Origin of the sequence: Chlorobaculum sp. 24CR (assembly GCF_004118635.1) — a bacterium.
GTDB lineage: Bacteria > Bacteroidota > Chlorobiia > Chlorobiales > Chlorobiaceae > Chlorobaculum.
The window spans coordinates 1-23797 of record NZ_SDGU01000017.1; the positions used below are offsets into that span (position 1 = coordinate 1).

Consider the following 23797-nt stretch of genomic DNA (forward strand, 5'->3'; position numbering starts at 1 on the left):
CTGCTTTTCGAATGCAGCAGAGCCGTTCTCAAAGAACTCCTTCTGCCAGCGGTAGAAGACATTGGGCTGCAAGCCGTGTTGATCGCACAGGTCGGAGACAGGAACCCGATCGACCAGATGACGCTTCAGGATAGCGACCTTTTCTTGTGGGGTGTAGTTTTTGCGCTGTTTTCGCATGGTGAATTCCTCCGTTTTTGAACTCTAACTCAAACGGCTGAATTCTCCAATTCACGCTGAACCAAAACATGTTCCGTCCCGAAAGCTTTTGGGACGGGGTATGCAGATAAAGCACAATAAATCAGGGCTTTAACCTAATCTCGTACAGTTGCGGCGATTGGAATTTATTGTTGCCGGTAATAAGAGCTTTTAATCACCGGAGTAATAACGGTGCAGGTCAAAGAAATTGCCTTTAGGCGTGTTCGCTATAGCTGGCGCTGGATTTTCGTCTTGTTACGGTGAGATGGCTTCAAAGACAATCATCAACTGGTGGCGCATGGGTTTCGCAATCGATCAGCTTTTCAATGGCAAGCGGTTTGGTATCCTGACGATCGTGGAGGAGAATTGCAGGAAGACTCGTTCCGGATTGCTGGTTGCGCGGCCAGCAAAAGGTGGTGATGGAGCTGGGTTTTAAACTTGTCTAAAACAAGCCGATGGTGACGTACCTGAACAGTTGCAGATCGTTACAGCATAAAAAAAAGACCGGCACGAAGACCGGTCTTTTTTTGCATTCGAACTGTGAGGGTTCTGCTTACTGAGCGTACAGGACTTCAAACTGTCCGACGCCGCCTTTGCAGACGTGTTCGACCCAACGAGCATAAGCACCACCGCTCCAGCGGTACTCTTCGAGATTCTGCGAACGGTACTGAGGCGCGGCATAACGAACCTTGTAGCCCTTCGGCAGGACAACCTTGAGCTGGGCGTCAACATTGAAGTTGTTGAACTTGCCGACCATGCCGTGGTGAACCAGCGGGATGAGCGGGTGGTTCAGGATTCTGCGGAGGCCGCCGCCTGCATCCACCGAAACGCCGGGGAATTCACCGTCAACCTTCACTTCGATACCCTGAGAGTCGGAACGGAAACCGGCTTCGACCTGTGCTGGCCTGTTGAGCTTGTCGGACGGGAAGAGCTCTGCCCAGCGGGAGATGGAATCGACCATACCGGAACCGCCGTGCGAGAAGCGCCAGCGAGATACGCCGACCGGACCTTTCGGGCTGCTCTCGGTGTTCAGGCCGTTGACCTCGATTCTCGAAATCCTCTGGCCGCCTTCGTTCAGGGCGGTGAAGGCGGGGCCGATGAACCAGAACTCACGGATCCAGTCGTTGAAGGTACCGGTGCTGCCGATTGCCCTCACAGTGCCTTCCCAAGTGTCGATGAGGTCGTTGTTGTCGAGTGGAACTTTCATGAGGATGTCGTGGAACTGACGGCCCTGCATGTAGATCGGGTTGGGCACGTTGCGTCGGACAGCGTCGGAGCGGTAGTAGAACATGTTCACGACGGAGCCTTCGAAGGAGAAGGTGTGGCTGAAGTCGCCAACCGATACCATGCCTTCACCGACGGAGATTCTTCTCTCTTTGGTTTCGTTGGCGATGTCGGCCTCGATGGTGAGCTTGTTCTTGGTACTGTCAACGATCGACTCGAAGACGGCGGAGATGCGAACGAAACCTTTTGCCGGATCGAGCGGTTTTACATTCAGCTTGACATTGCAGTCTGCAGGAAGCAGAGGGCTGGCCGGAGGTACATTTACCTTAGCCCGGGCCTTCACCTTTCCCCAGGAACTGGAACCGCCTTCAAGCACGATTTCATAATCGGAGTGAGCGGTGGTCACGTCGTTTGAGCCGAAAAGAGTCATAGTGATTCTCCTTTTTCTGGTGGCGTTTAAAATGGTATTTTCAGGAAAAACATGGGTTGCTTCCTGTTAAATAACAGCTTGGAACAAATTTAAAGAATAAATATTAATAAGTAAAGTAAAATATGTCTCTTCCCGGCTTTCGGCGGCCATCATCTCACTTCATTGAAGTACTCTTTATCATGGTTCAGGCAACCATTTTCTGCCTTGGTTCACGCTCTCTAACGCATTGCCATTCATGAACGCCGCTGGTACGAGTACCGGTCTCCGTTCGATTTCCGGAACTTTTTTTATGCCGCTCCTGAGCGGCCTGCTCCTCGGCATCTCCTTTCCGACCTGGCCGTCCGTGCATCTCGAACCCCTGGCATGGATCGCCTTGGCGCCGCTTTTGCTTTCTCTTGAACACGAAGAGCGGTTCGGTTCTTTTTTCAGAAAGAGCTGGATGGCGATGCTGCTCTTCTGCTTTATCTCGCTCTGGTGGGTTAGTCTTGCAACCCTGGTTGGCGGCATTCTCACCGTTTTCGCGCAGTCGCTTTTTTCAACCGTGCCGCTTCTGGCGTTTTACTATTTCAGGAAAAAGGCCGGCTTCCGTTTTGCCCTGCTCACGCTGCCGTTCATCTGGACGGGTTGGGAGTGGGCTTACATGCAGCAGGATCTTTCGCTTGGATGGCTGACTTTTGGTAATTCGCAGGCTAATCTGCTGTGGATGGTTCAGTATGCCGATTTGACGGGGGTTTGGGGGATCAGCTTCTGGCTGGTGACGTTCAATGTGCTCGTGCTGCTGCTCGTCAGGGGAAGGGAGTCGTTTCGGGTGAAGGCGGTCATTGCGGCTGTCATGATTGTGATGATTGTTGCTCCGCTGCTCTACGCGAGGCAGGTTTTCCGGAACGCCGGGGCCGACACAGCCTCTCCCGTGATTCGCGTGGCGATGGTGCAGCCCAACATCGATCCCCACGAAAAATGGAGCGAATTCAGTCCGGAGCGTACCCTTTCGCGCTTGTACAGCCTGAGCGGACAAGCGGTGAGCGAGGATCGTCCGGAACTGCTTATCTGGCCGGAAACCGCCATACCGTTTTACATCCGCTTGCCTGAGAACAAGCCCTACATGAACTCGGTTCAGCGCATGGTCGAGCGCTGGAACACGCCGCTTCTGACCGGCTTTCCCGATGAGGAGCCGAACGCGCAGCACTCCGGAACCGGCGAGGCCGTGGCCGCTTCCGGTGGCGAGTATGCCGCCTACAACGCGTCGATGCTGCTTCGGCCAACTGCCGGTACGGTACAGATTTATCGCAAGATGCGGCTCGTACCGTTCGGCGAGCGGGTTCCCTATATGGAATATTTTCCGTGGCTTGAGAGGTTCAGTTTTTCGATGTCGGGCATATCGAGCTGGGCGAAAGGACGAAGTGAGACCATCATGCGCTTCACGACCCGTGACGGCCGCCCGGTCAGGATCGCCAACATCATCTGCTATGAATCGATTTTTCCCGGCCTGGTCTCGAAGTTCGTCAGCCGTGGAGCGCAACTGCTGACGCTGGTCACTAACGACGGCTGGTACGGCACCTCCTACGGCCCGTGGCAGCACGCGGCCATCGGACGGCTGCGCTGCATCGAAAACCGCCGGGCAATGGCCCGCTGCGCCAATACCGGCGTCACGCTTTTCTACGACACCTGCGGGCGAAGCTACGCCGAAACTCCGTGGTGGCAGCAGTCGGTGCTGATCGCCGTCGCCCCGCTTGAAAACCGCATTACATTTTATACCGCCCACCCGGATTTGGTGCCGCTCGTGTGCCTGGGCGTTTCAGGCGTGCTGGCGCTGGCGGCGGTGGCCAGGAAGCGGCGAAAGCAGGAAGTGCGCCCACCTCTTCCTACAGCCCGTACTCCTTGATTTTGCGGTAGAGCGTGCGCTCGTTTATGCCGAGGGCCTGGGCGGTTTTGCGCTTGTTGCCCTCGAATTTCGCGAGGGCTTCGCCGATGGCGCGTTTTTCCAGCTCGTCGAGCGGCACGGGCGCTTCATCGCCGGGCGGGGGCGTCGGGTCGGGCGCGGGTGGCGGCGCCGGGTAGGCGGGCAAGAGCAGTGGTGAGGTTGGCTGGCGGTAAAGGAGCGCCTGCTGGAGCATTTGCCGGATTTCGCCAATTTCCTGGCGGAGCTGGATCAGGCTGCTGTAAATCAGGTTCAGTTCGTTTTTCTCCGTCTTGCCGGTTTCATGCACCAACCCCTTGTGGCGGCTGCGCTGCACCAGATGCTTTTCGAGAATGTCGGGCGTGATTTTCTTGCCTCGTTCGACAATGAGCAGCGATTCGATCAGATTGCGCAGTTCGCGCACGTTGCCCGGCCACGGGTAGCGCAGCATCAGCTCGCCCGACTCCGGGCTGAATCCCTCGAAGGCGATGGCGTGTTTGCGCTCGAACTCGCGCACGAAGTGCTCGGCCAGCATCAGAATGTCGCTGCCTCGCTCCCGCAGCGGCGGAATTTGCAGCTCCACGCTCCGGAGCCGATAGTAAAGGTCTTCCCTGAAATTTTTTTCGGCGACCTCTTGCGTGAGGTTTCGGTTGGTGGCCGCGATGATTCGCGTGTCCACGGAGATCGTTTCCGATGCGCCGACCCGCTGGAACTGGCCGGTTTCAATGACGCGCAGAAGCTTGACCTGTGTTTCGAGCGGCATCTCACCGATTTCATCGAGAAAGATCGTGCCCTTGTCGGCGCTCTCGAAGTATCCCTTCCTTGCCTGAACCGCGCCGGTGAACGCCCCCTTTTCATGCCCGAACAGCTCCGATTCGAGAATACCCGACGGAATCGCTCCGCAGTTGACCGGAATCATGCTTTTGCCCGCGCGGCGGCTGTGGTTGTGGATGAAGTGGGCCAGCACCTCCTTGCCAGAGCCGGTTTCTCCGGTGATAAGCACCGTCACGTCCGTGTCTGCGACCTTCATCGCCAGCTCCCGGAGCTGGAGCATACCTGTCGAGCGGCCGATAATGTCGAGGTCGCGGCTCATCTTTGGGTGGCGCGGTCAACAATGGCAAGGATGGTCATGGCTGCTGCGGAACCACGATTGATTCGATAGGGAACGTGCGACCGAAAGCCTCCGCTTCCTGCTCTGTGGCGAAGGTGCGTTTCAGGCGAACCTTGTAAACCCCGTTGATCTGCTGCACTTTTGCCGGAGACCTCCTATAGAGTTGCGCGACCATATGGTCGGCATTGGTGATGCTGTCGAAGCTGCCGAACTGAAGCGTGTAGCTTCCGCTGGCCGGGGACGGAAGCGCCGCCGTAGCGGTGTCGGCGCTGACTGCGGGGCGGGCCGTGACGGATGGTGGCGGATTCATGCGTCTGAGTGAAGAGTCGGGCTTGCCGGATGTGCGGTTTGGCCGCGCAGTGTCGGTGATCGTCGCAGCCGGAGACCTCGAACCGGACGAAGCTCTGGCCTGCATGACTGGCAGGCCGGGGGTGGTCGCTACGGCCTGGTCATAAGCCGCCAGCCGGGAGCGGCTGATCTGGTCGAGCTGCGGGTCGGGATAGTCCGAAAGCTGTTTCCGGTACAGTGCCGCCGCTTTCGGGCCATCTTCGGTCAAGAGCGCCTCGACGAGCACTTTTTCTGACGGCTTTGTGAGTTTCGGGCGGATTTTTTCCAGTAAATAAACCTTATCTTCTCTCACGTCTTGCGCGATCTCTGAAGCATATGAAGTTTGATCCGCCAGTGCCGCCGGTTGCCGGTATTGCAGGCACATGCCGCTTATGACTAATACAAGGATGATCGGGAGGTTACGCATCTTTGGCCTGGTTCGATAAGAGGTTCGTTGCATGGATTCAGCCTCGCCGCGCAAACGTCCGGCGGGTTTTGAATGAATATGGGAAATATTTTACGATAAAATCAATCGCTTTCCATGAAGCACTTTTCGGTCAAAGCCTGCGCCAAAATCAATCTCGGCCTGCTCATCACCAGCCGCCGCGATGACGGCTATCACACCCTCGAAACGATCTTTGCGCCAATCGACTGGTTCGATACGCTCGAATTCACCGAATCCGACGCCATTTCGATGGAGTGCACCAACCTCGATCTTCCGGTGGATGACTCGAACCTCTGCATTCGCGCCGCCAAAGCGCTGCGGGAGTACGCGGGCGTGAACAAAGGCGTGGCGATGAAGCTGGTCAAGCGCGTGCCCTTCGGCGCGGGTCTCGGCGGCGGCAGCAGCGACGCGGCGGCGACGCTCAACGCGCTCTGCCGCCTCTGGCAGCTCGACGTGCCCTCGGCGGAGTTGCACAAGCTCGCTGTCAAACTCGGCGCGGACGTGCCCTATTTCCTTGAAATGAAAGGACTTGCCTACGCCGCCGGAATCGGCGAGGAGCTGGAAGACCTCGACCTCGCGCTGCCGTGGCACGTGGTGACGGTCTTCCCGGAGGTGCAGGTGCCCACCGCCTGGGCCTACAAAAATTTCCATCGCCAGTTCGAGCGCCCCGTGCCCGATTTGAAAACCCTCGTCCGCCGTCTCTGCCTGGAGCGCGATATGTCTGTCCTCGGCGCGTTCGAGAACGATTTCGCCTCGGTGGTGTTCGAGCACTATCCGGTGGTGCGCGAGGTGCGCGACGCCTTGGCGCAGTCGGGCGCGCAGTTCGTCTCGCTCTCCGGCAGCGGCTCGGCGCTCTATGCCCTCTACGAAGAGCGCGCCGCCGCGGTCAAAGCCGCCGAAGCGATGAGCGCCCGCTTCCGCGTCAACATGACCCCGGCGGGTTTTCGGATGGAGTGAAGCGGGGCGCAGAACCCATCTTACATTCAGGCGGGTTTCAACCCGCCGGACATTGAACATATTACATTCACATTACCCCGGCTTTCAAGCCGGGGTAATGATCGTCGTGTCGCGCTTCCGAGGCGAGGAGCGACATCCCGCGATTCGCAGCAGGGCGGGCGCAAGACCCGCCCCTACAGGGAATTCAGATTTATAGACAGATTGACCGCAGCGTTCACCCCCGGCGATTCGCGACGAGCAGGCTTTCGAGCTGCGAGGCGAAGAGTTTGGTGTCTTCGTCGAGGAAGTGCGACGACTGGAGCCGTACCCGCTTGACCACCGAGTAGTCGATCGTCGCGTCGAGGCTGTGCTCGCGGAACATCGGCGCCGAGGCCGCCACCGAGCCGTCGGGCGCGGTGACCGTCGAGTTACCCCAGTAGGTGAAGCTGTCCTCGTTGCCCACGCGGTTGACGCAGGCCACGTAGCAACTGAAGAGGAATGCCGTGGTCGCGGCGATGGTCTGCCACTGCGTCACGATGGAGGGAACGCCCGCGCCCGGCGAGAGGCGCAGCGGGCTGGACATCAGCACGAGCAAGAGTTTGGCCCCCTGATGGGCCAAGAGGTAGGGTACCGACATATGCCAGAAATCCTCGCAGATGGCGATGCCCACCTTGCCGAGGCGCCGCGAGGTCACGGTTTCGATCTGTCGCCCCGCCGAAAAGTAGCGCAACTCCTCGAACATGCCGTAGGTCGGCAGATAAATTTTACGGTGCACACTCCGACCCACGCCGTCCTCGAACATGAATGCGGCGTTATAGACGCCGTAATCGTCGCTCAACTCGATCCCCCCGCAGAAGATACAGATGTCGCGACTCAGCTCGCGGAGCGGATCGAGCCGCCGGTCGTCGATGTGCATCGCCATGTCCTGCGCGGCGTCCTGCACGTTGTAGCCGGTCAGCGAAAGCTCCGGGAATGCGATGGCCTCCGCGCCGTCACGGATCGCCGCTTCGATCGAGCGAATGTGCCGTTCGAGATTCTCGTCGAAATTGGCGAGCGTGCAGTCCGACTGGACGATTCTGAGTTTTGCTTTGAGCATCGGTCTATTCAATGGTAAGGATAGAAAATATAGAAGGTTGCGGAGAGAAGCGCCAGCGTCGCCATACCTGCGTTGATCTCGCGGAAGCGTCCGGCCAGCAGCTTGATGACCACCCAACTGATGAAGCCCATCGTGATGCCGACGCCGATGTTGAAGGTGAAGAGCATCATGACGATGGTCAGGAATGCGGGCAGCAGCTCGGTGTAGTCGCCGAAATCGAAGTGGCCCGCCGACTCGATCATGAACATGCCCACCAGCACCAGCACCGGCCCGTACGCCTGCGGCGGCACGATGGTCAGGATCGGCGCGAAGAAGAGCGCGGCGAGGAACAGAGCCGCCACCACGAGCGCCGTGAAGCCGGTCTTGCCCCCCTGCTCGATGCCGGAGGCCGACTCGATGAACACCCCGGCGGTGGTGGTGCCGAAGAGCGCGGCCACGGTGGTCGAGAGCGCATCGACCAGCATCGGCTTGTCGATCTCCGGCAGGTTGCCGTTCTCGTCGAGCAGCCCGGCGCGGGCCGAGAGGCCGATGAGCGTACCCATCGTGTCGGCGAAATCGAGCACGAGCACGCTCAAAATAACGCCGACGAAGCCCCAGGTGAGCGCGCCCGCGACGTCGAGCTTCAGGAAGAGCGGTTCGAGCGAGGGCGGCAGGCTGAAAATCCGGGCGGGCGGCGGGATCAGCCCGAGCGCGAACATGGCGATGGTGGTGAGCGCGATGCCGATGAAGAGCGCCCCTTTGACCTTGCGCACCAGCAGCCCGCCGGTGAGCGCGAGGCCGCCGAGGCCGCAGAGCGCCGGTGTGGCTGTCAGGTCGCCGAGCTTGACCGGAGCGCCGGGTACGCCGAGGGCGACGACGCCCATGTCGCTGAGGCCGAGAAAAGCGAGGAAGAGGCCGATGCCCACCGCGAAGCTGTGCTTGAGGGTCATCGGAATCGCCTCGGCCAGCCACTTGCGCGTACCGGTCAGCGTGATGAACGTGAAGAGCACGCCGCTGACCAGAATCGCCCCAAGCGCCGTCTGCCACGAGTAGCCGAGCGTCTTGACCACCGTGTAGGCGATGAAGGCGTTCTCGCCCATGTATGGCGCGACGGCGAAGGGGCGTTTGGCATAAACGCCCATCAGCACCGTGCCGAACACCGCCGTCAGAATCGTCGCGGTCATCGAAGCGTCGCGAGGCATTCCGGCGGCTTCGAGGATGGCCGGATTGACAACGATGATATACGAAAGCGTGAAAAAAGTGGTCAGTCCCGCCAGAAACTCCTGCCGGTAACTCGCGCCGAGCCTGTCGAATTCAAAGAAGTTCCGCATGGGCGTGATAACTGATAAGTTCCGATGATGCTTAAAAGTACGAATAATGCGACAGAATCCGTATGCGCGAGCTATTCACACTGGCATGATGGAGGTACGATAGAAAATAGTTCAGTTTCCTGTTTGACTCTTTCGTTCGGTTTTTTATATTGGACTAAATTAATCTTATTTAAGAACCACCATCAAACTCACTATCAGGAGATATTATCATGGGTGTACTTGTAGGCCGTCCAGCCCCCGATTTCAATGAAGCCGCCGTTGTCAACGGTTCGACCTTCGTCGATTCATGCCAGCTTTCGGCATATCGCGGCAAGTATGTCGTGCTCTTTTTCTACCCGCTCGACTTCACCTTCGTTTGCCCGACGGAGTTGCACGCTTTTCAGGAGAAACTCGACGACTTCAAAAAGCGCAACGTCGAGGTTCTCGGCTGCTCGGTTGACTCCAAATTCTCGCACTTCGCCTGGCTCAACACCCCGCGCAGCAAGGGCGGCATCCAGGGCGTGACCTATCCGCTGATTTCGGACATCAACAAGACCATCGCCAGGGATTACGACGTGCTGACCACCGATGGCAGCGTGGCGCTGAGGGGCTTGTTCCTGATCGACAAGGAGGGCATCGTTCGCCACCAGGTGGTTAACGATCTCGGCTTGGGCAGGAATGTTGACGAGGTGCTGCGTATTGTCGATGCGCTCCAGTTCACCGAAGAGTTCGGCGAGGTCTGCCCGGCCAACTGGAACAAGGGCGACAAAACCATGAAACCGACCGACGAGGGACTCAAAGAGTATTTCGCGGAATAAGTTGTAAGGGCGAACCTCTGTGTTTGCTCTTTAATAAGGGCAGCCTCGACAGGTCTGGGCTGCCCTCGATGTAAAGGCTTCCCCGCAAGGCAGTATCGCGGGGGAGCTTTTTTAATTGAGAATTGAGAATGTGAGGAAGGGGGTTGCCGGTGAGTCGCTGATCGCGATGTTCTGCTCGGCGTGGACAGGAGGATGAAAACCGTAGGGGCGAACCTGTGTGCCTGGCATTTTACTGGTGGTTAAATGCCGTGGCTTTGCAGGGCAGGCGCAAGGCCTGCCCCTACGGAAGAAGAGAAATGGGTAAAAAAAGAGCGGCTACGAGAGCCGCCCGATAAATCATTCATTTCTTATTTCTTACCAGTCATAATTCAGCATTCATAATTCATAATTCTCTTCAGTACGCTTTGGCGAACACCACCTTTTGCGTGGCGGGGTTGCCGCTGCGGATGCAGGTTCCCGGTTCGTCCATGTTGTACTGTTTGCGGTACTCTTCGTCCACAGGCATCACCCTGATGGTTGCCTTTGTCTCCTCCTTGATGAGCGCTTCGGTTTCGTCCGTGCCGTCCCAGTGGGCGATGACGAACCCTTTTTCCACGCTCGCCCTGAACTCTTCCCACGTCGTTGCTTCAACCGTGCTCTCTTGCCGGAACTGCAAGGCGCGGTCGTAGAGGTTTTGCTGAATATCGTTCAGAATCTCCTCGATGTTGACCGGGAGTTCGCCGTCGAGCAGCAGCTCGGTTTTTTCGAAGGTGTCGCGGCGGGCGACGATGCACTTGCCCTCTGCGATGTCGCGCGGGCCGAGTTCGATCCGCACCGGAATGCCCTGCAGCTCGTACTCGGCGAACTTCCAGCCGGGCGAGTTGTTCTCGCTGTCATCGACGAAGGTCGCGATGCCGTGCCGGTTCAGCGCTTTGGCGATGAACCGGGCGTGCGAGCGCACCTCCTCCTTGTCGCCCCGGAGGATCGGAATAATCACCACCTGTCGCGAGGCGAGTTTCGGCGGCAGCACCAGGCCCTTGTCGTCGGAGTGCGCCATGATGAGCGCGCCGATCAGCCGCGTCGAAACGCCCCAGCTCGTGGCCCACACATAGTCGAGCACGCCGTCTTTGGTCTGGAACTGGCAGTCGAACGCTTTGGCGAAGTTCTGGCCGAGGTTGTGCGAGGTGCCCGCCTGCAACGCCTTGCCGTCCTGCATCATCGCCTCGATGCAATACGTCGCGTCCGCACCGGCGAACTTCTCGCTGTCGCTCTTTTTGCCCACGATCACCGGCATTGCCATGTACTCCTCGGCGAAGGTGCGATAGACGTTAATCATGCGGATCACCTCCTCCTGCGCCTCCTCCGGCGTGGCGTGCGCCGTGTGCCCCTCCTGCCAGAGGAACTCGGTCGTCCGCAGGAACAGGCGGGTGCGCATCTCCCAGCGCACGACGTTGGCCCACTGGTTGATGAGGATCGGCAGGTCGCGGTACGACTGGATCCACTTTTTATAGGACGACCAGATGATGGTCTCCGAGGTCGGGCGAACGTAGAGCTTTTCGGTCAACTCCTCGCCGCCGCCATGTGTTACCACGGCGCACTCCGGCGCGAAGCCCTCGATGTGCTCGGCCTCTTTGGCGATGAAGCTTTCGGGGATGAACAGCGGGAAGTAGGCGTTCACATGCCCGGTCGCCTTGAACATGCCGTCGAGCGCCGCCTGCATCTTCTCCCAGATGGCGTAGCCGTTGGGGCGGATGACCATGCAGCCGCGCACGTCCGAATAGTCAGCCAGTTTGGCCGACCGGACAAGGTCGATATACCATTGAGAGTAGTCCTCTTGTCTCGAAGTGATTTTATCAGCCACGGTAATGCTTGCGGTTTGAATTATAAAGAAATACGGAGGCTGGATTCCTCCGCGCCAATGCGTTTTGTAAAAGTAATGAAATGGAGGCAGATAACATCGTTCAGGCGGAACCGTCGCGATGAGGCGGCGTTACTCTTCGAATTTTTTCATTTTGTTCATGAGCTGGCGCAGATGCTCTTTCTGCTGGCTGTCGATGGTGGTTTGGCCCGCCTCGACGCGCCGGTAGCCCGCCGGAACGCGGAAGCTCGATTCGACAACCGGTTTCGGCGTAACCCTTTTCAGCTCCATAACATAGAGTCCGTTACCGTTCTTCTGGACGATCTTGACCGGGAAGCCATCGACGCCATTCTGCTTGAGCATGCGCGAGAGCGAGGTGTTCGAGAGGCGCGGGTTCTGCGATTGCAGCAGCCGGAAGGTCGAGAAGTTGGCCAGCCCTTTGGTCATCCAGAGGTCGAGCGTGTCGGTGGTGCTCTGGAGCCGGACGTGCTGGCACGGGTAGCCTTTGATGGTTTCGAGGCCAACGAGCGTGAAGCGGTAGTTGCTGTCGAAATCGAGCAAGGTGGCGCTCTCGGCGGCGCTTCGCAGGTTCACGACGCTCCAGCTTTTCGACTTGTGATTGACGATGACGGCCTCGTCGGGCCTCGCGCTGCGGGTGATGACGGTCGTTTTGAGCGGTTCGGGAATACGGTCGAGCATCATCGCCATGTCCATCTTCTGATCGCGCTTGCCGAAGAGATAAGAAATATCCGCCTTTCCGTTCGGCATGGTAAGTTTCATCTCCATCGCGCCGGTGAACGCGGCACGGGCGCTCGACGGGATGGCGAGAAACAGGAGAAGCAGGGCGGCGAGAGAGCTGGGAAGTCGTTTCATGGGTGGCAATCGGTTGCTGGTGTTTGGCAAAATATCGCAAAAAAACGGAAGATGTTCGTTTTTCCGATTATGACGCTGTTTTGGGGTGGTTCTTGCCGGGCGGCGAGTTTTCTTTCCTGGGAGCGCCGAGCGCCTGCTCGGCATCTTTCAGGCGATTATATCTCTTATTTACTGTAGTTTTGCTTTATTTTGCGAGATATTTAAAATCTTTGAAGCCTACGGCTTCATTGCCGAGCAGGCGCTCGGCGCTCCCGGCTATCGAGATAACCACCTATAGAAAAGCGGGATTCTGCGATGCCATGCCGCGCTGGTTCGTATGGAAAAGCGTATCTTCAACGGACATCGTGCGATAAAACCGAATCTGTCAGAGGAGCGCTATGAGCACTAAACCCATCAGTCATACAAGCCAGAGCAGGCCAGCGGCTCAGCGTCACGAGAGTCCGAAGGCTCCGGTTGAGATCAAAATCCCGCAGCGGATGGTGAATCTGCCGACTATCCCGTCGAAGATTCTCAGAAATATCGTTGTGCTTGTTCTGACGGTAATAGCGCTTGTTGCCGGAGGTTATTTATACTTTTTCTGACAGCAGTGATTCCCAGGCTGATTGTATCTGTCTGAATATTGTCGTACCCCTGCAAAATTTGTAAATACCCCCCAATCCCAGTAATCCAAACCACCCGTCATGCCTGAAGAGAAAGTGTGGAGCGTTGTAGAGTTGCTGAAGACGACGATGGCGTTTTTTGTCGAAAAGAAAATCGACGAGCCGCGTCTGTCGGCGGAGCTTTTGCTGGGGCGGGTGCTGGGGTTGCAGCGGCTTCAGCTCTATCTCGATCATGAGAGGCCGGTGACGCCGTCTGAGCTGGTGGCGTTTCGGGCGGCTTGCCGGGAGCGGATGCAGGGCAGGCCGGTGCAGTATATCGCGGGGGAAGCGTTTTTTTACGGCTACCGCTTTTTCGTCGATGAGCGGGTGCTGATTCCGCGCCCGGAGACCGAGCTGGTGCTCGAACACGCGATGGAGCGGCTCGCGGCGAGCGGCCTTGCGTCCGCGCAATCGCCCTCGATTCTCGACATCGGCACCGGCAGCGGCTGTATCGCCATCACGCTTGCCCTGCGCCTGCCCGGCGCTCGCGTCACTGCTGCTGACGTCTCCGCCGATGCGCTCGACGTCGCCCGCCGCAATGCCGAGGCGCATGGCGTGGCGGAGCGCATCACCTTCGTCCTTGCCGACGCGCTCGATTCGTCTTTTGCCGAAAAGGCTGGCGGGCCGTTCGACATGGTCATTTCCAATCCGCCCTACATTCCCGAAGCGGAGTGGGCGACCCTTCAGGAGGAGGTGAAGCAGTACGAGCCGAAGCTCGCGCTGGTCGCGCCGCAAGGGTTCGAGTATTACGAGAGTATCGTCGCCGCCGCTCCGGCGCTGCTCCGCGCAGGCGGGGTGCTCTGCTTCGAGCTTCACGCCGACGGCGCGGCGGGGGTCAGGGCGCTGCTCGGCTCCGGCTTTGGCGGCATCGAGGTGATGCAGGATTACAACAAGCTCGACCGGGCGCTTTCGTGCATTTCGGCGTGAACCCTCGCGGTTTATTCAAAGTTAAATTTCTGTATATTGCTTGCCGTCGTGGCTACGGTTATCGAGGCAACTATCGGGGTACTCCCGTTGTTCATGAATGTCGGCCCCGAATGGTCTTGCCGCGCCGATCCGCGCGAAATCAGTTTCAAGTACAGGCAGTTACCAGATGATCTATCGTGATTTGAGCCTGCGTGAACGTCAGGTTCTCGGTATAATCATACAGTCCTACGTCGTTTCGGCGATGCCGGTCGGCTCGCGTACCATTGCGCGCAACTACAATCTCGGCCTGTCGGACGCGACCATCCGTAACGTCATGGCCGATCTGGAGGCGTACGGTTTTATCAGCCAGCCGCACACCTCCGCCGGACGGGTGCCGACCGACAAGGGGTATCGCTATTACGTCGATCTCATCATGAACGTCAGCCGCATCGACGACGAGGAGAAGCGCCTGATCGACGACCGGTTCAGCGCTCGCGGCTCGGAGCTGAAGGGCACCTCCGCCGAGGTGCTGGGCGCGGCGGCGCGGGTGCTCGGAAGCATCTCCCGCCAGCTCGCCGTGGTGCTGCCGCCGAGGCTCTCCAACGCGGTCTTCGAGCGGCTCGACATCGTGCAGCTCGGCTCGTCGCGGATCATGGTGGTCATCGCCATCCAGTCGCTCTTCGTCAAGACCATCGTCATGGAGCTGAGCGCTGAAATTTCGCGCCAGAAGATCGACGCCGTGGTCAACGTGCTCAACGAACGGCTGTCGGGGCTGACGCTCGAAGAGATTCGCAGCACCATCGGCAAGCGCCTGTCGGACTTCAAGGGCGGCGAGGGGTTGATGAACAGCATCGTCAGTTCAGCCGACACGCTCTTCGACGAATCGTCGATTCTCGAACGGCTTTACGTTTCGGGTACCGGCAACATCGTCGATCAGCCGGAGTTCAAGCAGCCGGAGCGGGTGCGCGACATCATCACCATGATCGAGGACAAGTTCGGCATGGCAAGGCTCGTCGATAACGCCGCGCCATCGGCGCTGCGGCAGGGGCGCGAGGTGGCTATCAGTATCGGCACCGAGAACCGCACGGGCAACGCCGCAGATCTGACCATTGTTTCATCGCCCTACTACGCGGGCAAGATGATTGGCAGGGTCGGCGTCATGGGGCCGAAGCGGATGGATTACGAACACGCCGTGCGCGTGGTGAACTACATGGCGGGCTGCCTGTCGGAGGCGCTCTCCGGAAACAATTAATTATCAAATACATTAGCTGCAATCATGACCAGAAAGCACCACAAGGAACAGGAAGAGATACCGGAGACGATCAACACCGAAGCGGCTGAAACGGCTGCCGACGAGACGGTGGCGGAGATTCCGGCGGCGACCGAGGCCGACATGGAGGCTGAAATCTCCGCGCGCGACGCCGAGATTCAGAAGCTTCGCGAAGAGGTGATGCGCCGCGCCGCCGATTTCGAGAACTTCCGGAAGCAGAAGGAGCGCGAAGCCGCGCTGTCGGGCACGCGGATGCTGGAGAACACGGTGCGCGACCTGTTGCCGCTGATCGATGACCTGAAGCGCCTCATGAGCCACATTCCCGCTGAAATGCAGGAGATGGCCGAGGCAAAGCCCTTCATCGAGGGGGTGGAGTTGATCCGCAAGAACTTCATGTCGCTGCTCGAAAACAAGGGTGTCAAGGAGATCGAGGCTAAAGGCAAAGTGCTCGACGTGAATTTCCACGAAGCGATCACGCAGATCGATGCGCCGGGCGCGGAGCCGGACACCATCGTCGAGGAGTACCAGACCGGCTACACGCTTGGCGACAGGGTGATTCGTCACGCCAAGGTGATCGTCGCCAAATAACCAGGTTCAGATATAAATAGCGAGAGCATACACGATGAAGAGAGATTACTACGAAGTCCTTGGCGTCGGCCGTTCGGCGGACAAGGACGAAATAAAGAAGGCCTATCGCAAGCTGGCCCTGAAATATCACCCGGACAAGAATCCCGACAACAAGGAGGCCGAGGAGAAGTTCAAGGAGGCCAACGAGGCTTACGAAGTGCTGAGTAACGACGACAAGCGCCGCCGCTACGACCAGTTCGGTCACGCGGGAGTCGGCTCGTCGGCGGCATCGGGCGGCGGCCCCGGCGGCGCGGGATATGGCGATATCAACGATATTTTCAGCGCCTTCAACGACATGTTCGGCGGCGGCGGCGGCCGCGCGAGAAGCGGCGGATCGCCCTTCGGTGGATTTGAGGATGTCTTCGGCGGCGGCTTTTCCGGCGGTGGCGGCGGACGCCGTCGCTCGGCGGGCATTCACGGTACCGACCTGAAGATCCGGCTCAAGCTCACGCTTGAAGAGATTGCCAAGGGGGTTGAGAAGACGCTCAAGATCAAGAAGCAGGTCACCTGCCAGGAGTGCAACGGCAGCGGTTCGAAGAGCGGCAAGACCGAGACCTGCCCGACCTGCCACGGCAGCGGCGAGGTTCGTCAGGCCACCAAGACGATGTTCGGCCAGTTCGTCAACGTCGCCGTCTGCCCGACCTGCGGCGGAGAGGGGCATGTGGTCAAGGATCGCTGCACCTCCTGCTACGGCGAAGGGATCAAGCAGGGCGAAGCGACCGTGAAGATCAACGTCCCGGCGGGCGTGCAGGATGGCAACTACATCACGCTTCAGGGGCAGGGCAACGCGGGGCCGAGGGGCGGAGCGCCCGGCGATCTGATCGTGGTGATCGAGGAGAAGCCGCACGAGCAGTTCAAGCGCAACGGCGACGACATCATTTATGATCTCCCGGTCGGATTTCCCGACCTTGTCATGGGCACCAAAATCGACGTGCCGACCCTCGAAGGCCACGTCAAGCTGACCGTTCCGGCGGGCACCCAGCCGAACACCATGCTGCGCATCGCAGGCAAGGGCATCGGTCACCTGCGGGGCGGTGGTAGCGGCGACCTCTATGTGCGGGTGAACGTCTTCGTGCCGAAGGATGTGAGCGGCAAGGATCGCGACCTGTTGAAGGAGCTGAAGAAATCGACAGCCATCTGCCCGAATCATGGCGATCACGACCACGAAAAGAGCATTTTCGAGAAGGCGAAAGACATTTTCAGTTGAGGCGTTCTTTTTTCAGAGAAGCGCGGGAAAAACAATAAGGCTGCATCAACAGAAGAGCAGGCAATGCAACAGGGCCAACTGAAAAAGTGGCCCTGTTGCGTTATCGAAAAAAGCACAGCCGATTGGTTTTCGAGTATTGCATGGCAATCGATGCTTTATTGCGTGGGCGGAGCAGAGGAGTGGTCAGGAGGACGGGTTGGCAATCGCGTCGCAAGGCCGGGCATTCGCACTCTCCATCGCCGCGAAGTGCTCCATAATCATGCGATGCACGAAGATGTACCCGCCGCCGACTTTGCGCAGAAACAGCAGATCGGCGGCGTGGTCGAGAAACCGCACATACCGCAACGGCGCGAATCCTTCCCGCCAGAGGAGGAGGCGGAGAAAATAATCCGAGATCATTGAATTACTGAAAAGTAACGCTTATCTGTAGAGCTGGCAATTCCGGCAGTCCGCCTTTTTTATTTATCTCTCCAATTCCGTACACTTAACATCAATCTTTATTCGTTATTTCGACCTGAATTTATGAGAGCTGTGCTTTTGGTCAGTGGCGGGATGGATAGCCTGGTGGCTACCGCTCTGGCGCGTCACGAGGGGTTCGAGCTGGCGGCGATGCATGTCAATTACGGGCAGCGCACGTCTCGCAAGGAGCTTGAGTGCTTCCGGCAGATTTGCGACCACTACGGTATTTCGCATCGCCTCGAAGTGGATGCGCCGTTCCTCGGCGCTATCGGCGGCTCGTCGCTGACCGACGCGGCGATTCCCGTAGGCCCCGCCGACCTCGCAGGTACCGATATTCCCACCAGTTACGTGCCCTTCCGCAACGCCAATTTCCTCTCGATGGCCGTGAGCTGGTCGGAGGTGATCGGCGCGAACCGCATCTACATCGGCGCGGTCGAGGAGGATTCGTCGGGCTATCCCGACTGCCGCAAGGTGTTTTACGACGCCTTCAACCAGGTGATCGAGCACGGCACACGGCCCGAAACCTGCATCGAAATCGTCACACCGCTGATCGACATGAGCAAGGCCGAGATCGTCAAGCGCGGCATGGAACTCGACGCACCGTTCAACTACAGCTGGTCGTGCTACAAAAGCGAAGGCAAGGCGTGCGGCGTGTGCGACAGCTGCGCCCGGCGGCTGCGAGCCTTCGCGTCCGCCGGAATCGACGATCCGGTCGAGTACGAAGTGCGGCCTAACTATTTGCAGTAATTATCGAAACAGTAAATCCTGAAGTTTCATGGAAAAGGCATATTCGATCGATTCCGGTTCCGCTTCGCTGAACGAGCGCTTCAATCTCGCGTTCGGCCTGACGGCGCTGATCTGGATCACGGGCCTCGTCGGCCACTTTACGCCGCTGCAAGAGTGGCCCGCGCTGGCGCTCTACGTCATCGGCGGCATTGGCGTGGTTGTCTGGCGCGGTGTCGCCAAGGGCGAGTGGGCCGGGATGTATCTTGCTGGCGGCAACCTGAAGAAGTCGCTCAAATGGGGCGGTATCGCCGGCGGAATCCTCTTCGTGATGGACATCGTCAACACGGTGATCTACTACTCGAAGGGCGCGCCGCCGATGACCGACATGCTCGGCATTCTGGTCAACAAGAATTTTCTCTTTCTTTTTCCGATTCTGGTGCTTGCCGAGGAGTTCCTCTGGCGCGGGCTGATGCTCTCGTCGATGGTCGAGAAAGGTTTCAATCCCCATTTGAGCGTCTTCGTCACCGCCATGTGCTACGTGCTGAACCACTACGCCGTCGCGCCGGTCGGCATGTATGAGCGCGGGCTGATGGCGATGATGGCTTTTCCGATTGGCATTCTCGGCGGTTATATTGCGCTCAAATCGAAAAATGTCTGGGGAAGTGTGCTGGTGCACATGATCACCATGTTCTCGATGGTGCTCGATATTTTCGTCATCCCCAATCTGGTTCCCTCACTATTTCATCTATGAAAGAGAACAGAATCACCCGGCTGGTGAAGCAGGACAAGAAGCTGCTCATCGCCTACTATATGCCTGAATTTCCCGTGCCGGGCGCGACCCTGCCCGTGCTCGAAGCGTTGCAGGAGAGCGGGGCCGACCTCATCGAGCTTGGAATGCCCTACTCCGACCCAATAGGCGACGGGCCGGTCATCCAGGATGCGGCGCACAAGGCGATCAGCCACGGCGTGCATGTCGGCAGCATCTTCGAGCTGGTCAGGCAAGCGCGAAACGGCGAGGGGTGCAAAAAGATTACCACGCCGATTTTACTCATGGGCTACAGCAATCCGCTCATCGCCTACGGCGGCGACTGCTTCATGGCCGACGCGGTGCGGGCGGGCGTCGATGGCCTCTTGATTCCCGATCTGCCGCCGGAGGAGTCGGAGGATTTCCTCGAACGCGCCCGGAATTTCGGCCTTTCGGTGATTTATCTCATCTCGCCGGTCACGCCGCCCGCGAGGATCGAGCTGATCGACAGCATGTCCACCGACTTTTCGTACTGCCTGGCGGTCAACGCCACCACTGGCACGGGCAAGCTCGACAGCGCCGATATGGACGAAAAGATCGCCGAGTACCTGAAGCGCGTCCGCCAGCACACCAAAAAGAAGTTTGTCGTCGGCTTCGGCATCAAGGATCGCGAGCGTGTGCGCAAGATGTGGGAGCTGGCCGACGGCGCAGTGGTCGGCACGGCGCTGCTCCAGCACGTCGCCACGGCGACCACGCCGGAGGAAACCGCGCAAATGGCCGCAGATTTCTGGAAGTCGCTGAGGTAAACCGCGTTGCGGAGTTTTGTTCGTCGGGAGAATCGTCGGGGTCATCATTGAAGGGCAGCCGCAAGGGCTGCCCCTACGGGACAGAATGAGAGGATTATGCCTGATGATTGCCAACTGGCGAAATCCTTTTGAAATAACCCCGCCTTTGTCCATTTCACTCGACTGACCATGCAAGCATCGAGCAAAACCGCACCGGCGGTGACGGTCATCATTCCGCATCTCAGGAACCGCCCGATGCTCGACGCCTGCCTCGACGCCCTTCGCAAAACTACCTTCCGCGACTTTTCCGTGCTCGTCGTCGATAACGGCGGGGAGGATTCCGACCTCGCCGCTCTCGAATCACGCTATCCCGACCTCGCCGTGCTTCGCCTGCCCGCCAACGCCGGATACGCCGGAGGGTGCAATGCCGGGCTGAAACTCGCGACTTCGCGCTATGTCGTATTTTTGAATGACGATACCGTTGTCGAGCCGGAGTGGCTGGGCTGTCTCGTCGCTGCCGCCGAAAGCGATCCGGCGGTTGGCGCGTTGCAGCCGAAAATTCTCTCGCTGCCGGAGCGTCGGCAGGGGAGGCGGGTGTTCGACTACGCCGGAGCCGCCGGTGGGCTCTTCGACCGCCTCGGATTTCCGTATTGCCTCGGCAGGAGCTTCGGCGGTCGGGAGGTGGACGCCGGGCAGTATGACCATCCGCGCGACATCTTCTGGGCGTCGGGCGTGGCGCTCTTCGCCCGGCGCGAGGCGGTCGAGCGTCTTGGCGGCTTCGAGGAGAGCTTTTTCATGCACATGGAGGAGATCGATCTCTGCTGGCGCATGTCGCTCGTGGGCTACCGGGTGCGCTCCGCGCCGCAATCGGTGGCGTGGCACGAAGGCGGCGCGTCGCTCGCGGAGGGTTCGCCGCTGAAGGTCTATTACAACCACCGCAACGCCCTGCTCACGCTGCTGCGCAACCGGAGCGCCGCGCCGCTCATCGCGCTCTTGCCGCTGCGCCTCGCGCTCGAAGCGGCGGCGTTGCTCTACTATCTCGCGGGCGGGAAAGAGGGAATGGCGAGAGCCGCGCAGGTGGCGCGGGCGTTCATCGATGTGCTGTGGAGGTTGCCGGAAACGCTCCGGCAGCGGCGCTCGATCCAGCGGGCGCGAACCGTCGGCGACCGGGAGCTTTTTCGCCACGCGCCGCTCTCGATCTTCCTGCCGCGCCGTCCAGCTTAACTTTTGGCACGCTCCTCGCAGTAGCTGCGGATCGCTTTGAGGATGGTCGGCAAATCCTGACTCTGCACGAAGCTCACCACGAACTGCGGCGCGAAAAAGTCCGGCTTGATCTCCGCCTTGTAGGTCAAGAGCGTGGCGTGGCCGTTTTTGCCATCGACCGCTTCGAGCCGCCACTCGCCCTCATAGACCTCGAAATCTCCGCCGATCTGCGAAAACCAGAGGTGCTCCGGAAAAACCTCCTCCACCTTGAGCGTGAAGTTCACCGTTTTCTCGAAGATGAAAATGCCCGATTTGCCCGACTGCGCGATGATCCGGGTCTGGTTGTTCGACTCCAGCAACCGGCTCGACACTACCTTGGGCATCGTTTCGTGGAGGTGGTCGTAATCGGTCAGCATCCGCCACGCCACCGGCGGTTCGGCCTCGATGAAGACGCAGCCGTTCGCGCCGATGACCCCATCCGGCAGCCAGTCGAGATCGATGAGAATCTCGCCCTGCATGACCCGCGCGCGTTTTTCCGGAGAGAGTGCCATGGCTGAAAGGGTTTGGTTGCGACGCCGTTTCTTTTAATGTATCGCTCTTATCCTTCCGCAGCAATGTTTTATCAGTATCGCGCAGCTTCCTGGCGTCGGGCTCTCATGATAACATCGGCCACTTGCGCCAGATCGCTGACAGTGGCGGTTGGCCGGAATTCCCACGGATCGAAAACCGCGTCGCCGGATCGCCTCACCCAGAGCGCCTCCATGCCAACGGCTCGCGCACCGGTGACATCGAACGGATTCGACGAAATGAGCCAGGTTTGTTCCGGCAAGCTCTCCGCGCGGTGCATGAAGTGGCGATACACCTCCGGATCGGGCTTGAACGACCGGACTTCATCGACGCTGACAATATCGAGAAAGAACTCCCGGATTCCCGCATGATCGAGCAGCGATTCGACATCCGAAGCCACTCCGTTCGAGAAGGCAAACAACCTGAATCCCGCCTCACGGGCGCGTTCGAGGCCGTTCGCGACATCCGGAAAAGCCGGAAGTCGGCGATACCCGTCAAGCAGTTCGCGGCGCTGGGTTGCGGAAATCACGATCTGAAACGATGCGCAAGCGAACTCCAGCGCCTGCGCGGTACATTCCGGGAACGGGCAATATCGCCGCATCAACGCCCGCCGGAACGAATACTCAAGCTGCTTCTGCCGCCAGAGTTGCGACAGCGCCTCGGCCTTGTCGCCCGCAAAAGCTTCGAGCAGCGACACCAGTCCGTGCGTGTCGATCAGTGTGCCGTAAACGTCGAAAGCGAGGGTTTGGGGTTGGGAGGAAATTGTCATGGTGGTGAACATTTGTTCTCAATCCGCCGCGTTCATCGGTTCGGCGTGGACGATGATTCTTGAGGTTTCGGGAATGTCTCGATAGATCAGGCTTTCGAGGCGGCTGGTGAGGGGGTGGACGTCGGCGAGGACGGTGTTGCCGTCGAAGCCGCAATGCAGCGTGATGCAGAGTTTGTTGTGGCTCGATACGTGGATTTTCAAGGCATGCACGTCGCGGATGCCGGCAATCGTGCTGGCCGCTTGGCGGATAATGGCGGTGATCCGCGCTTCGTTTTCGGGGTCGGCGGGACGTGCGTTGCGCTCCTCGCTGTTGAGCGGGTCGAGGTGGATGCAGAGGTCGATCTCTTCGTTGAATTCGCGGTGCAGCTCCTCTTCGAGTTCGGTCACGGCGTCGTGCGCCTCGCGGATGGTCAGGCGGCTGTCAACCTCGACGTCGAAGGTGATCTGTTTGTGCTCGCCCGCAAGCGAGGTAACGATGTTGTGCGCGTGAAGGCCGTGGTTCAGGCCGACGGCGTGAATCCTTTCGGTGACGGTTTCGCTGTCGAGCACCACCGGGCGGGCGTTGACCGTGATGTCGCTGTCGGGAAGCTCCGCCTTCAGCCGCTCTTCGACTCCGGCGCAGATGGCCAGAACCTTCTCCTGCGGCAGCGTGCGGCTGACCGAGATCGTGAGATCGATGAAGACGAACGGCCCGGCGGGCTTGATGCGCATCTTGTGGATGGCGATGACGCCGGGCGCGTTCACGACAAGCTCTTCGATCTGTTCGGACAACCCCTCCGGCGCGGCGTCCACCAGCACGTCGAAGGTTTTGCGCCCCAGCTCCCACGCGGCCCGTGCAATGAGCACCGCCACGCCGATGCCCGCCACGGCGTCCGCCCAGTGAATGCCGAGCGCGACGAATCCGAGCCCGGCGAGCACTACCGCCGAAGAGATGATGTCGGAGGTGAAGTGCAGAGCGTCGGCTTCGAGCGCCTGGCTTTTGGTCTCTTTGGCTACCTTTTTCAGGGCGCGCGCTCTCGAAATATCAACCACAATCGAGATGACGATGACCGCGATGGCGTACCACGTGACCTCGATCTCCGTTGCGCCGGAGATGAGGCGTGACACGGCTTCGTAGACGATCCATATCGAGGTGAGCATCAACAGGCCGGTTTCGATGAGGGCGCTGACGCTTTCGATTTTGGTGTGGCCGTAGTGGTGCTTTTTGTCCGCCGGTTTGTCGCTGATCCGGACGGCGAACCAGGTGAGCGCCGCCGCGCCGAAATCCATCGCCGAGTGCGCGGCTTCGGAGATGATGCCGATGCTGCCGGTCATGAGGCCAACCACGATTTTCATGGCGGTCAAGAGCAAGCTCGCCACAACCGAACTGAGGGCGACGTTTTGCTTTTTCTCTTCGTGGCTGCTCATCGGGTTAACG

At 59.2% G+C, this 23797-nt stretch carries 24 protein-coding genes; 12 read left to right on the plus strand and 12 right to left on the minus strand.

The genetic code is table 11. The features are described 5' to 3' along the window. Together EST62_RS03705 and EST62_RS03710 are read right to left on the minus strand one after the other, a co-directional pair. A partial coding sequence (locus tag EST62_RS03705) for a transposase (protein WP_129050767.1) occupies nucleotides 1–177 on the minus strand: 177 nt, incomplete at its 3' end. A 571-nt stretch (nucleotides 178–748) separates the two neighbouring features. Continuing rightward, the gene (locus tag EST62_RS03710) at nucleotides 749–1849 is read right to left on the minus strand and encodes a bacteriochlorophyll a protein (protein ID WP_129050768.1); all 1101 of its coding nucleotides are present in this window, start codon (nucleotides 1847–1849) and stop codon (nucleotides 749–751) included. 289 nt (nucleotides 1850–2138) lie between these two features. Here EST62_RS03710 and lnt point away from each other — a divergent pair, with 289 nt between their 5' ends. Beyond that, nucleotides 2139–3731: an apolipoprotein N-acyltransferase gene (lnt, locus tag EST62_RS03715; RefSeq protein ID WP_245153454.1), complete on the plus strand. Its 1593-nt coding sequence runs from the start codon at nucleotides 2139–2141 to the stop codon at nucleotides 3729–3731. On the opposite strand, the gene EST62_RS03720 is transcribed toward lnt, so the two are convergent. Both EST62_RS03720 and EST62_RS03725 read right to left on the minus strand, forming a co-directional pair. Further along, nucleotides 3712–4839 (minus strand): sigma-54-dependent Fis family transcriptional regulator, encoded by a 1128-nt coding sequence (locus EST62_RS03720; protein ID WP_129050770.1) that lies wholly within the window; start codon nucleotides 4837–4839, stop codon nucleotides 3712–3714. The two genes, lnt and EST62_RS03720, sit on opposite strands and share 20 nt — an antisense overlap. A 34-nt stretch (nucleotides 4840–4873) precedes the next feature. Then, entirely contained in the window at nucleotides 4874–5497 is a 624-nt protein-coding gene (locus EST62_RS03725; protein WP_245153455.1) for an SPOR domain-containing protein, read from the minus strand. Nucleotides 5498–5725: 228 nt separating this feature from the next. On the opposite strand from EST62_RS03725, the gene ispE reads away from it, so the two are divergent. Further along, nucleotides 5726–6586: a 4-(cytidine 5'-diphospho)-2-C-methyl-D-erythritol kinase gene (gene ispE / locus EST62_RS03730; RefSeq protein WP_129050772.1), complete on the plus strand. Its 861-nt coding sequence runs from the start codon at nucleotides 5726–5728 to the stop codon at nucleotides 6584–6586. 214 nt (nucleotides 6587–6800) lie between these two features. Here the strand turns inward: ispE and EST62_RS03735 are convergent, their stop codons facing one another. After that, entirely contained in the window at nucleotides 6801–7661 is an 861-nt protein-coding gene (locus EST62_RS03735) for a nitrilase-related carbon-nitrogen hydrolase (protein WP_129050773.1), read from the minus strand. A gap of 8 nt (nucleotides 7662–7669) precedes the next feature. Beyond that, complete coding sequence (locus tag EST62_RS03740) at nucleotides 7670–8971, minus strand: NCS2 family permease (protein WP_129050774.1); 1302 nt, start codon at nucleotides 8969–8971, stop codon at nucleotides 7670–7672. 209 nt (nucleotides 8972–9180) lie between these two features. Here EST62_RS03740 and EST62_RS03745 point away from each other — a divergent pair, with 209 nt between their 5' ends. Then, on the plus strand, nucleotides 9181–9768 hold the full coding sequence (locus EST62_RS03745) for a peroxiredoxin (RefSeq protein WP_129050775.1): 588 nt from the start codon (nucleotides 9181–9183) through the stop codon (nucleotides 9766–9768). A gap of 394 nt (nucleotides 9769–10162) precedes the next feature. On the opposite strand, the gene proS is transcribed toward EST62_RS03745, so the two are convergent. Beyond that, complete coding sequence (proS, locus tag EST62_RS03750) at nucleotides 10163–11608, minus strand: proline--tRNA ligase (protein ID WP_129050776.1); 1446 nt, start codon at nucleotides 11606–11608, stop codon at nucleotides 10163–10165. 129 nt (nucleotides 11609–11737) lie between these two features. After that, nucleotides 11738–12478 carry a DUF4412 domain-containing protein gene (locus tag EST62_RS03755; RefSeq protein ID WP_167599160.1) on the minus strand — a complete coding sequence of 247 codons (741 nt, stop codon included), beginning with the start codon at nucleotides 12476–12478 and terminating at the stop codon, nucleotides 11738–11740. Nucleotides 12479–12501: 23 nt separating this feature from the next. Between EST62_RS03755 and EST62_RS13385 the strand changes: the two genes are divergently transcribed. From EST62_RS13385 to dnaJ, 5 genes are all read left to right on the plus strand, one after another. Then, nucleotides 12502–12831 carry a hypothetical protein gene (locus EST62_RS13385; protein ID WP_167599161.1) on the plus strand — a complete coding sequence of 110 codons (330 nt, stop codon included), beginning with the start codon at nucleotides 12502–12504 and terminating at the stop codon, nucleotides 12829–12831. Nucleotides 12832–13158: 327 nt separating this feature from the next. Continuing rightward, complete coding sequence (prmC, locus tag EST62_RS03760; RefSeq protein WP_129050778.1) at nucleotides 13159–14043, plus strand: peptide chain release factor N(5)-glutamine methyltransferase; 885 nt, start codon at nucleotides 13159–13161, stop codon at nucleotides 14041–14043. A 166-nt stretch (nucleotides 14044–14209) separates the two neighbouring features. Then, nucleotides 14210–15274 carry a heat-inducible transcriptional repressor HrcA gene (gene hrcA, locus EST62_RS03765; protein ID WP_129050779.1) on the plus strand — a complete coding sequence of 355 codons (1065 nt, stop codon included), beginning with the start codon at nucleotides 14210–14212 and terminating at the stop codon, nucleotides 15272–15274. Nucleotides 15275–15298: 24 nt separating this feature from the next. After that, nucleotides 15299–15880 (plus strand): nucleotide exchange factor GrpE, encoded by a 582-nt coding sequence (locus EST62_RS03770; protein ID WP_129050780.1) that lies wholly within the window; start codon nucleotides 15299–15301, stop codon nucleotides 15878–15880. A gap of 34 nt (nucleotides 15881–15914) precedes the next feature. Further along, on the plus strand, nucleotides 15915–17126 hold the full coding sequence (gene dnaJ / locus EST62_RS03775) for a molecular chaperone DnaJ (RefSeq protein WP_129050781.1): 1212 nt from the start codon (nucleotides 15915–15917) through the stop codon (nucleotides 17124–17126). Nucleotides 17127–17309: 183 nt separating this feature from the next. On the opposite strand, the gene EST62_RS03780 is transcribed toward dnaJ, so the two are convergent. Continuing rightward, the gene (locus tag EST62_RS03780; protein WP_129050782.1) at nucleotides 17310–17525 is read right to left on the minus strand and encodes a hypothetical protein; all 216 of its coding nucleotides are present in this window, start codon (nucleotides 17523–17525) and stop codon (nucleotides 17310–17312) included. A 123-nt stretch (nucleotides 17526–17648) separates the two neighbouring features. Between EST62_RS03780 and queC the strand changes: the two genes are divergently transcribed. The 4 genes from queC (at nucleotide 17649) to EST62_RS03800 (ending at nucleotide 21065) form a co-directional block, all read left to right on the plus strand. Then, nucleotides 17649–18332: a 7-cyano-7-deazaguanine synthase QueC gene (queC, locus tag EST62_RS03785; RefSeq protein WP_129050783.1), complete on the plus strand. Its 684-nt coding sequence runs from the start codon at nucleotides 17649–17651 to the stop codon at nucleotides 18330–18332. 28 nt (nucleotides 18333–18360) lie between these two features. Beyond that, the gene (locus EST62_RS03790) at nucleotides 18361–19062 is read left to right on the plus strand and encodes a CPBP family intramembrane glutamic endopeptidase (RefSeq protein WP_167599162.1); all 702 of its coding nucleotides are present in this window, start codon (nucleotides 18361–18363) and stop codon (nucleotides 19060–19062) included. Continuing rightward, on the plus strand, nucleotides 19059–19862 hold the full coding sequence (gene trpA, locus EST62_RS03795; protein WP_129050784.1) for a tryptophan synthase subunit alpha: 804 nt from the start codon (nucleotides 19059–19061) through the stop codon (nucleotides 19860–19862). The genes EST62_RS03790 and trpA overlap by 4 nt, the downstream gene beginning before the upstream one ends. A gap of 168 nt (nucleotides 19863–20030) precedes the next feature. Then, nucleotides 20031–21065 (plus strand): glycosyltransferase family 2 protein, encoded by a 1035-nt coding sequence (locus EST62_RS03800; RefSeq protein WP_129050785.1) that lies wholly within the window; start codon nucleotides 20031–20033, stop codon nucleotides 21063–21065. On the opposite strand, the gene EST62_RS03805 is transcribed toward EST62_RS03800, so the two are convergent. The 3 genes from EST62_RS03805 to EST62_RS03815 all read right to left on the minus strand — a co-directional run bounded on the left by EST62_RS03805 (nucleotide 21062) and on the right by EST62_RS03815 (nucleotide 23787). Continuing rightward, nucleotides 21062–21595 (minus strand): SRPBCC family protein, encoded by a 534-nt coding sequence (locus tag EST62_RS03805; RefSeq protein WP_167599163.1) that lies wholly within the window; start codon nucleotides 21593–21595, stop codon nucleotides 21062–21064. The genes EST62_RS03800 and EST62_RS03805 overlap by 4 nt on opposite strands. 71 nt (nucleotides 21596–21666) lie before the next feature. After that, nucleotides 21667–22380, minus strand: coding sequence for a haloacid dehalogenase type II (locus tag EST62_RS03810; protein ID WP_129050786.1), 714 nt, complete (start codon nucleotides 22378–22380; stop codon nucleotides 21667–21669). Between the two features lie 18 nt (nucleotides 22381–22398). Further along, the gene (locus EST62_RS03815) at nucleotides 22399–23787 is read right to left on the minus strand and encodes a cation diffusion facilitator family transporter (RefSeq protein ID WP_129050787.1); all 1389 of its coding nucleotides are present in this window, start codon (nucleotides 23785–23787) and stop codon (nucleotides 22399–22401) included. Nucleotides 23788–23797: the final 10 nt, after the last annotated feature.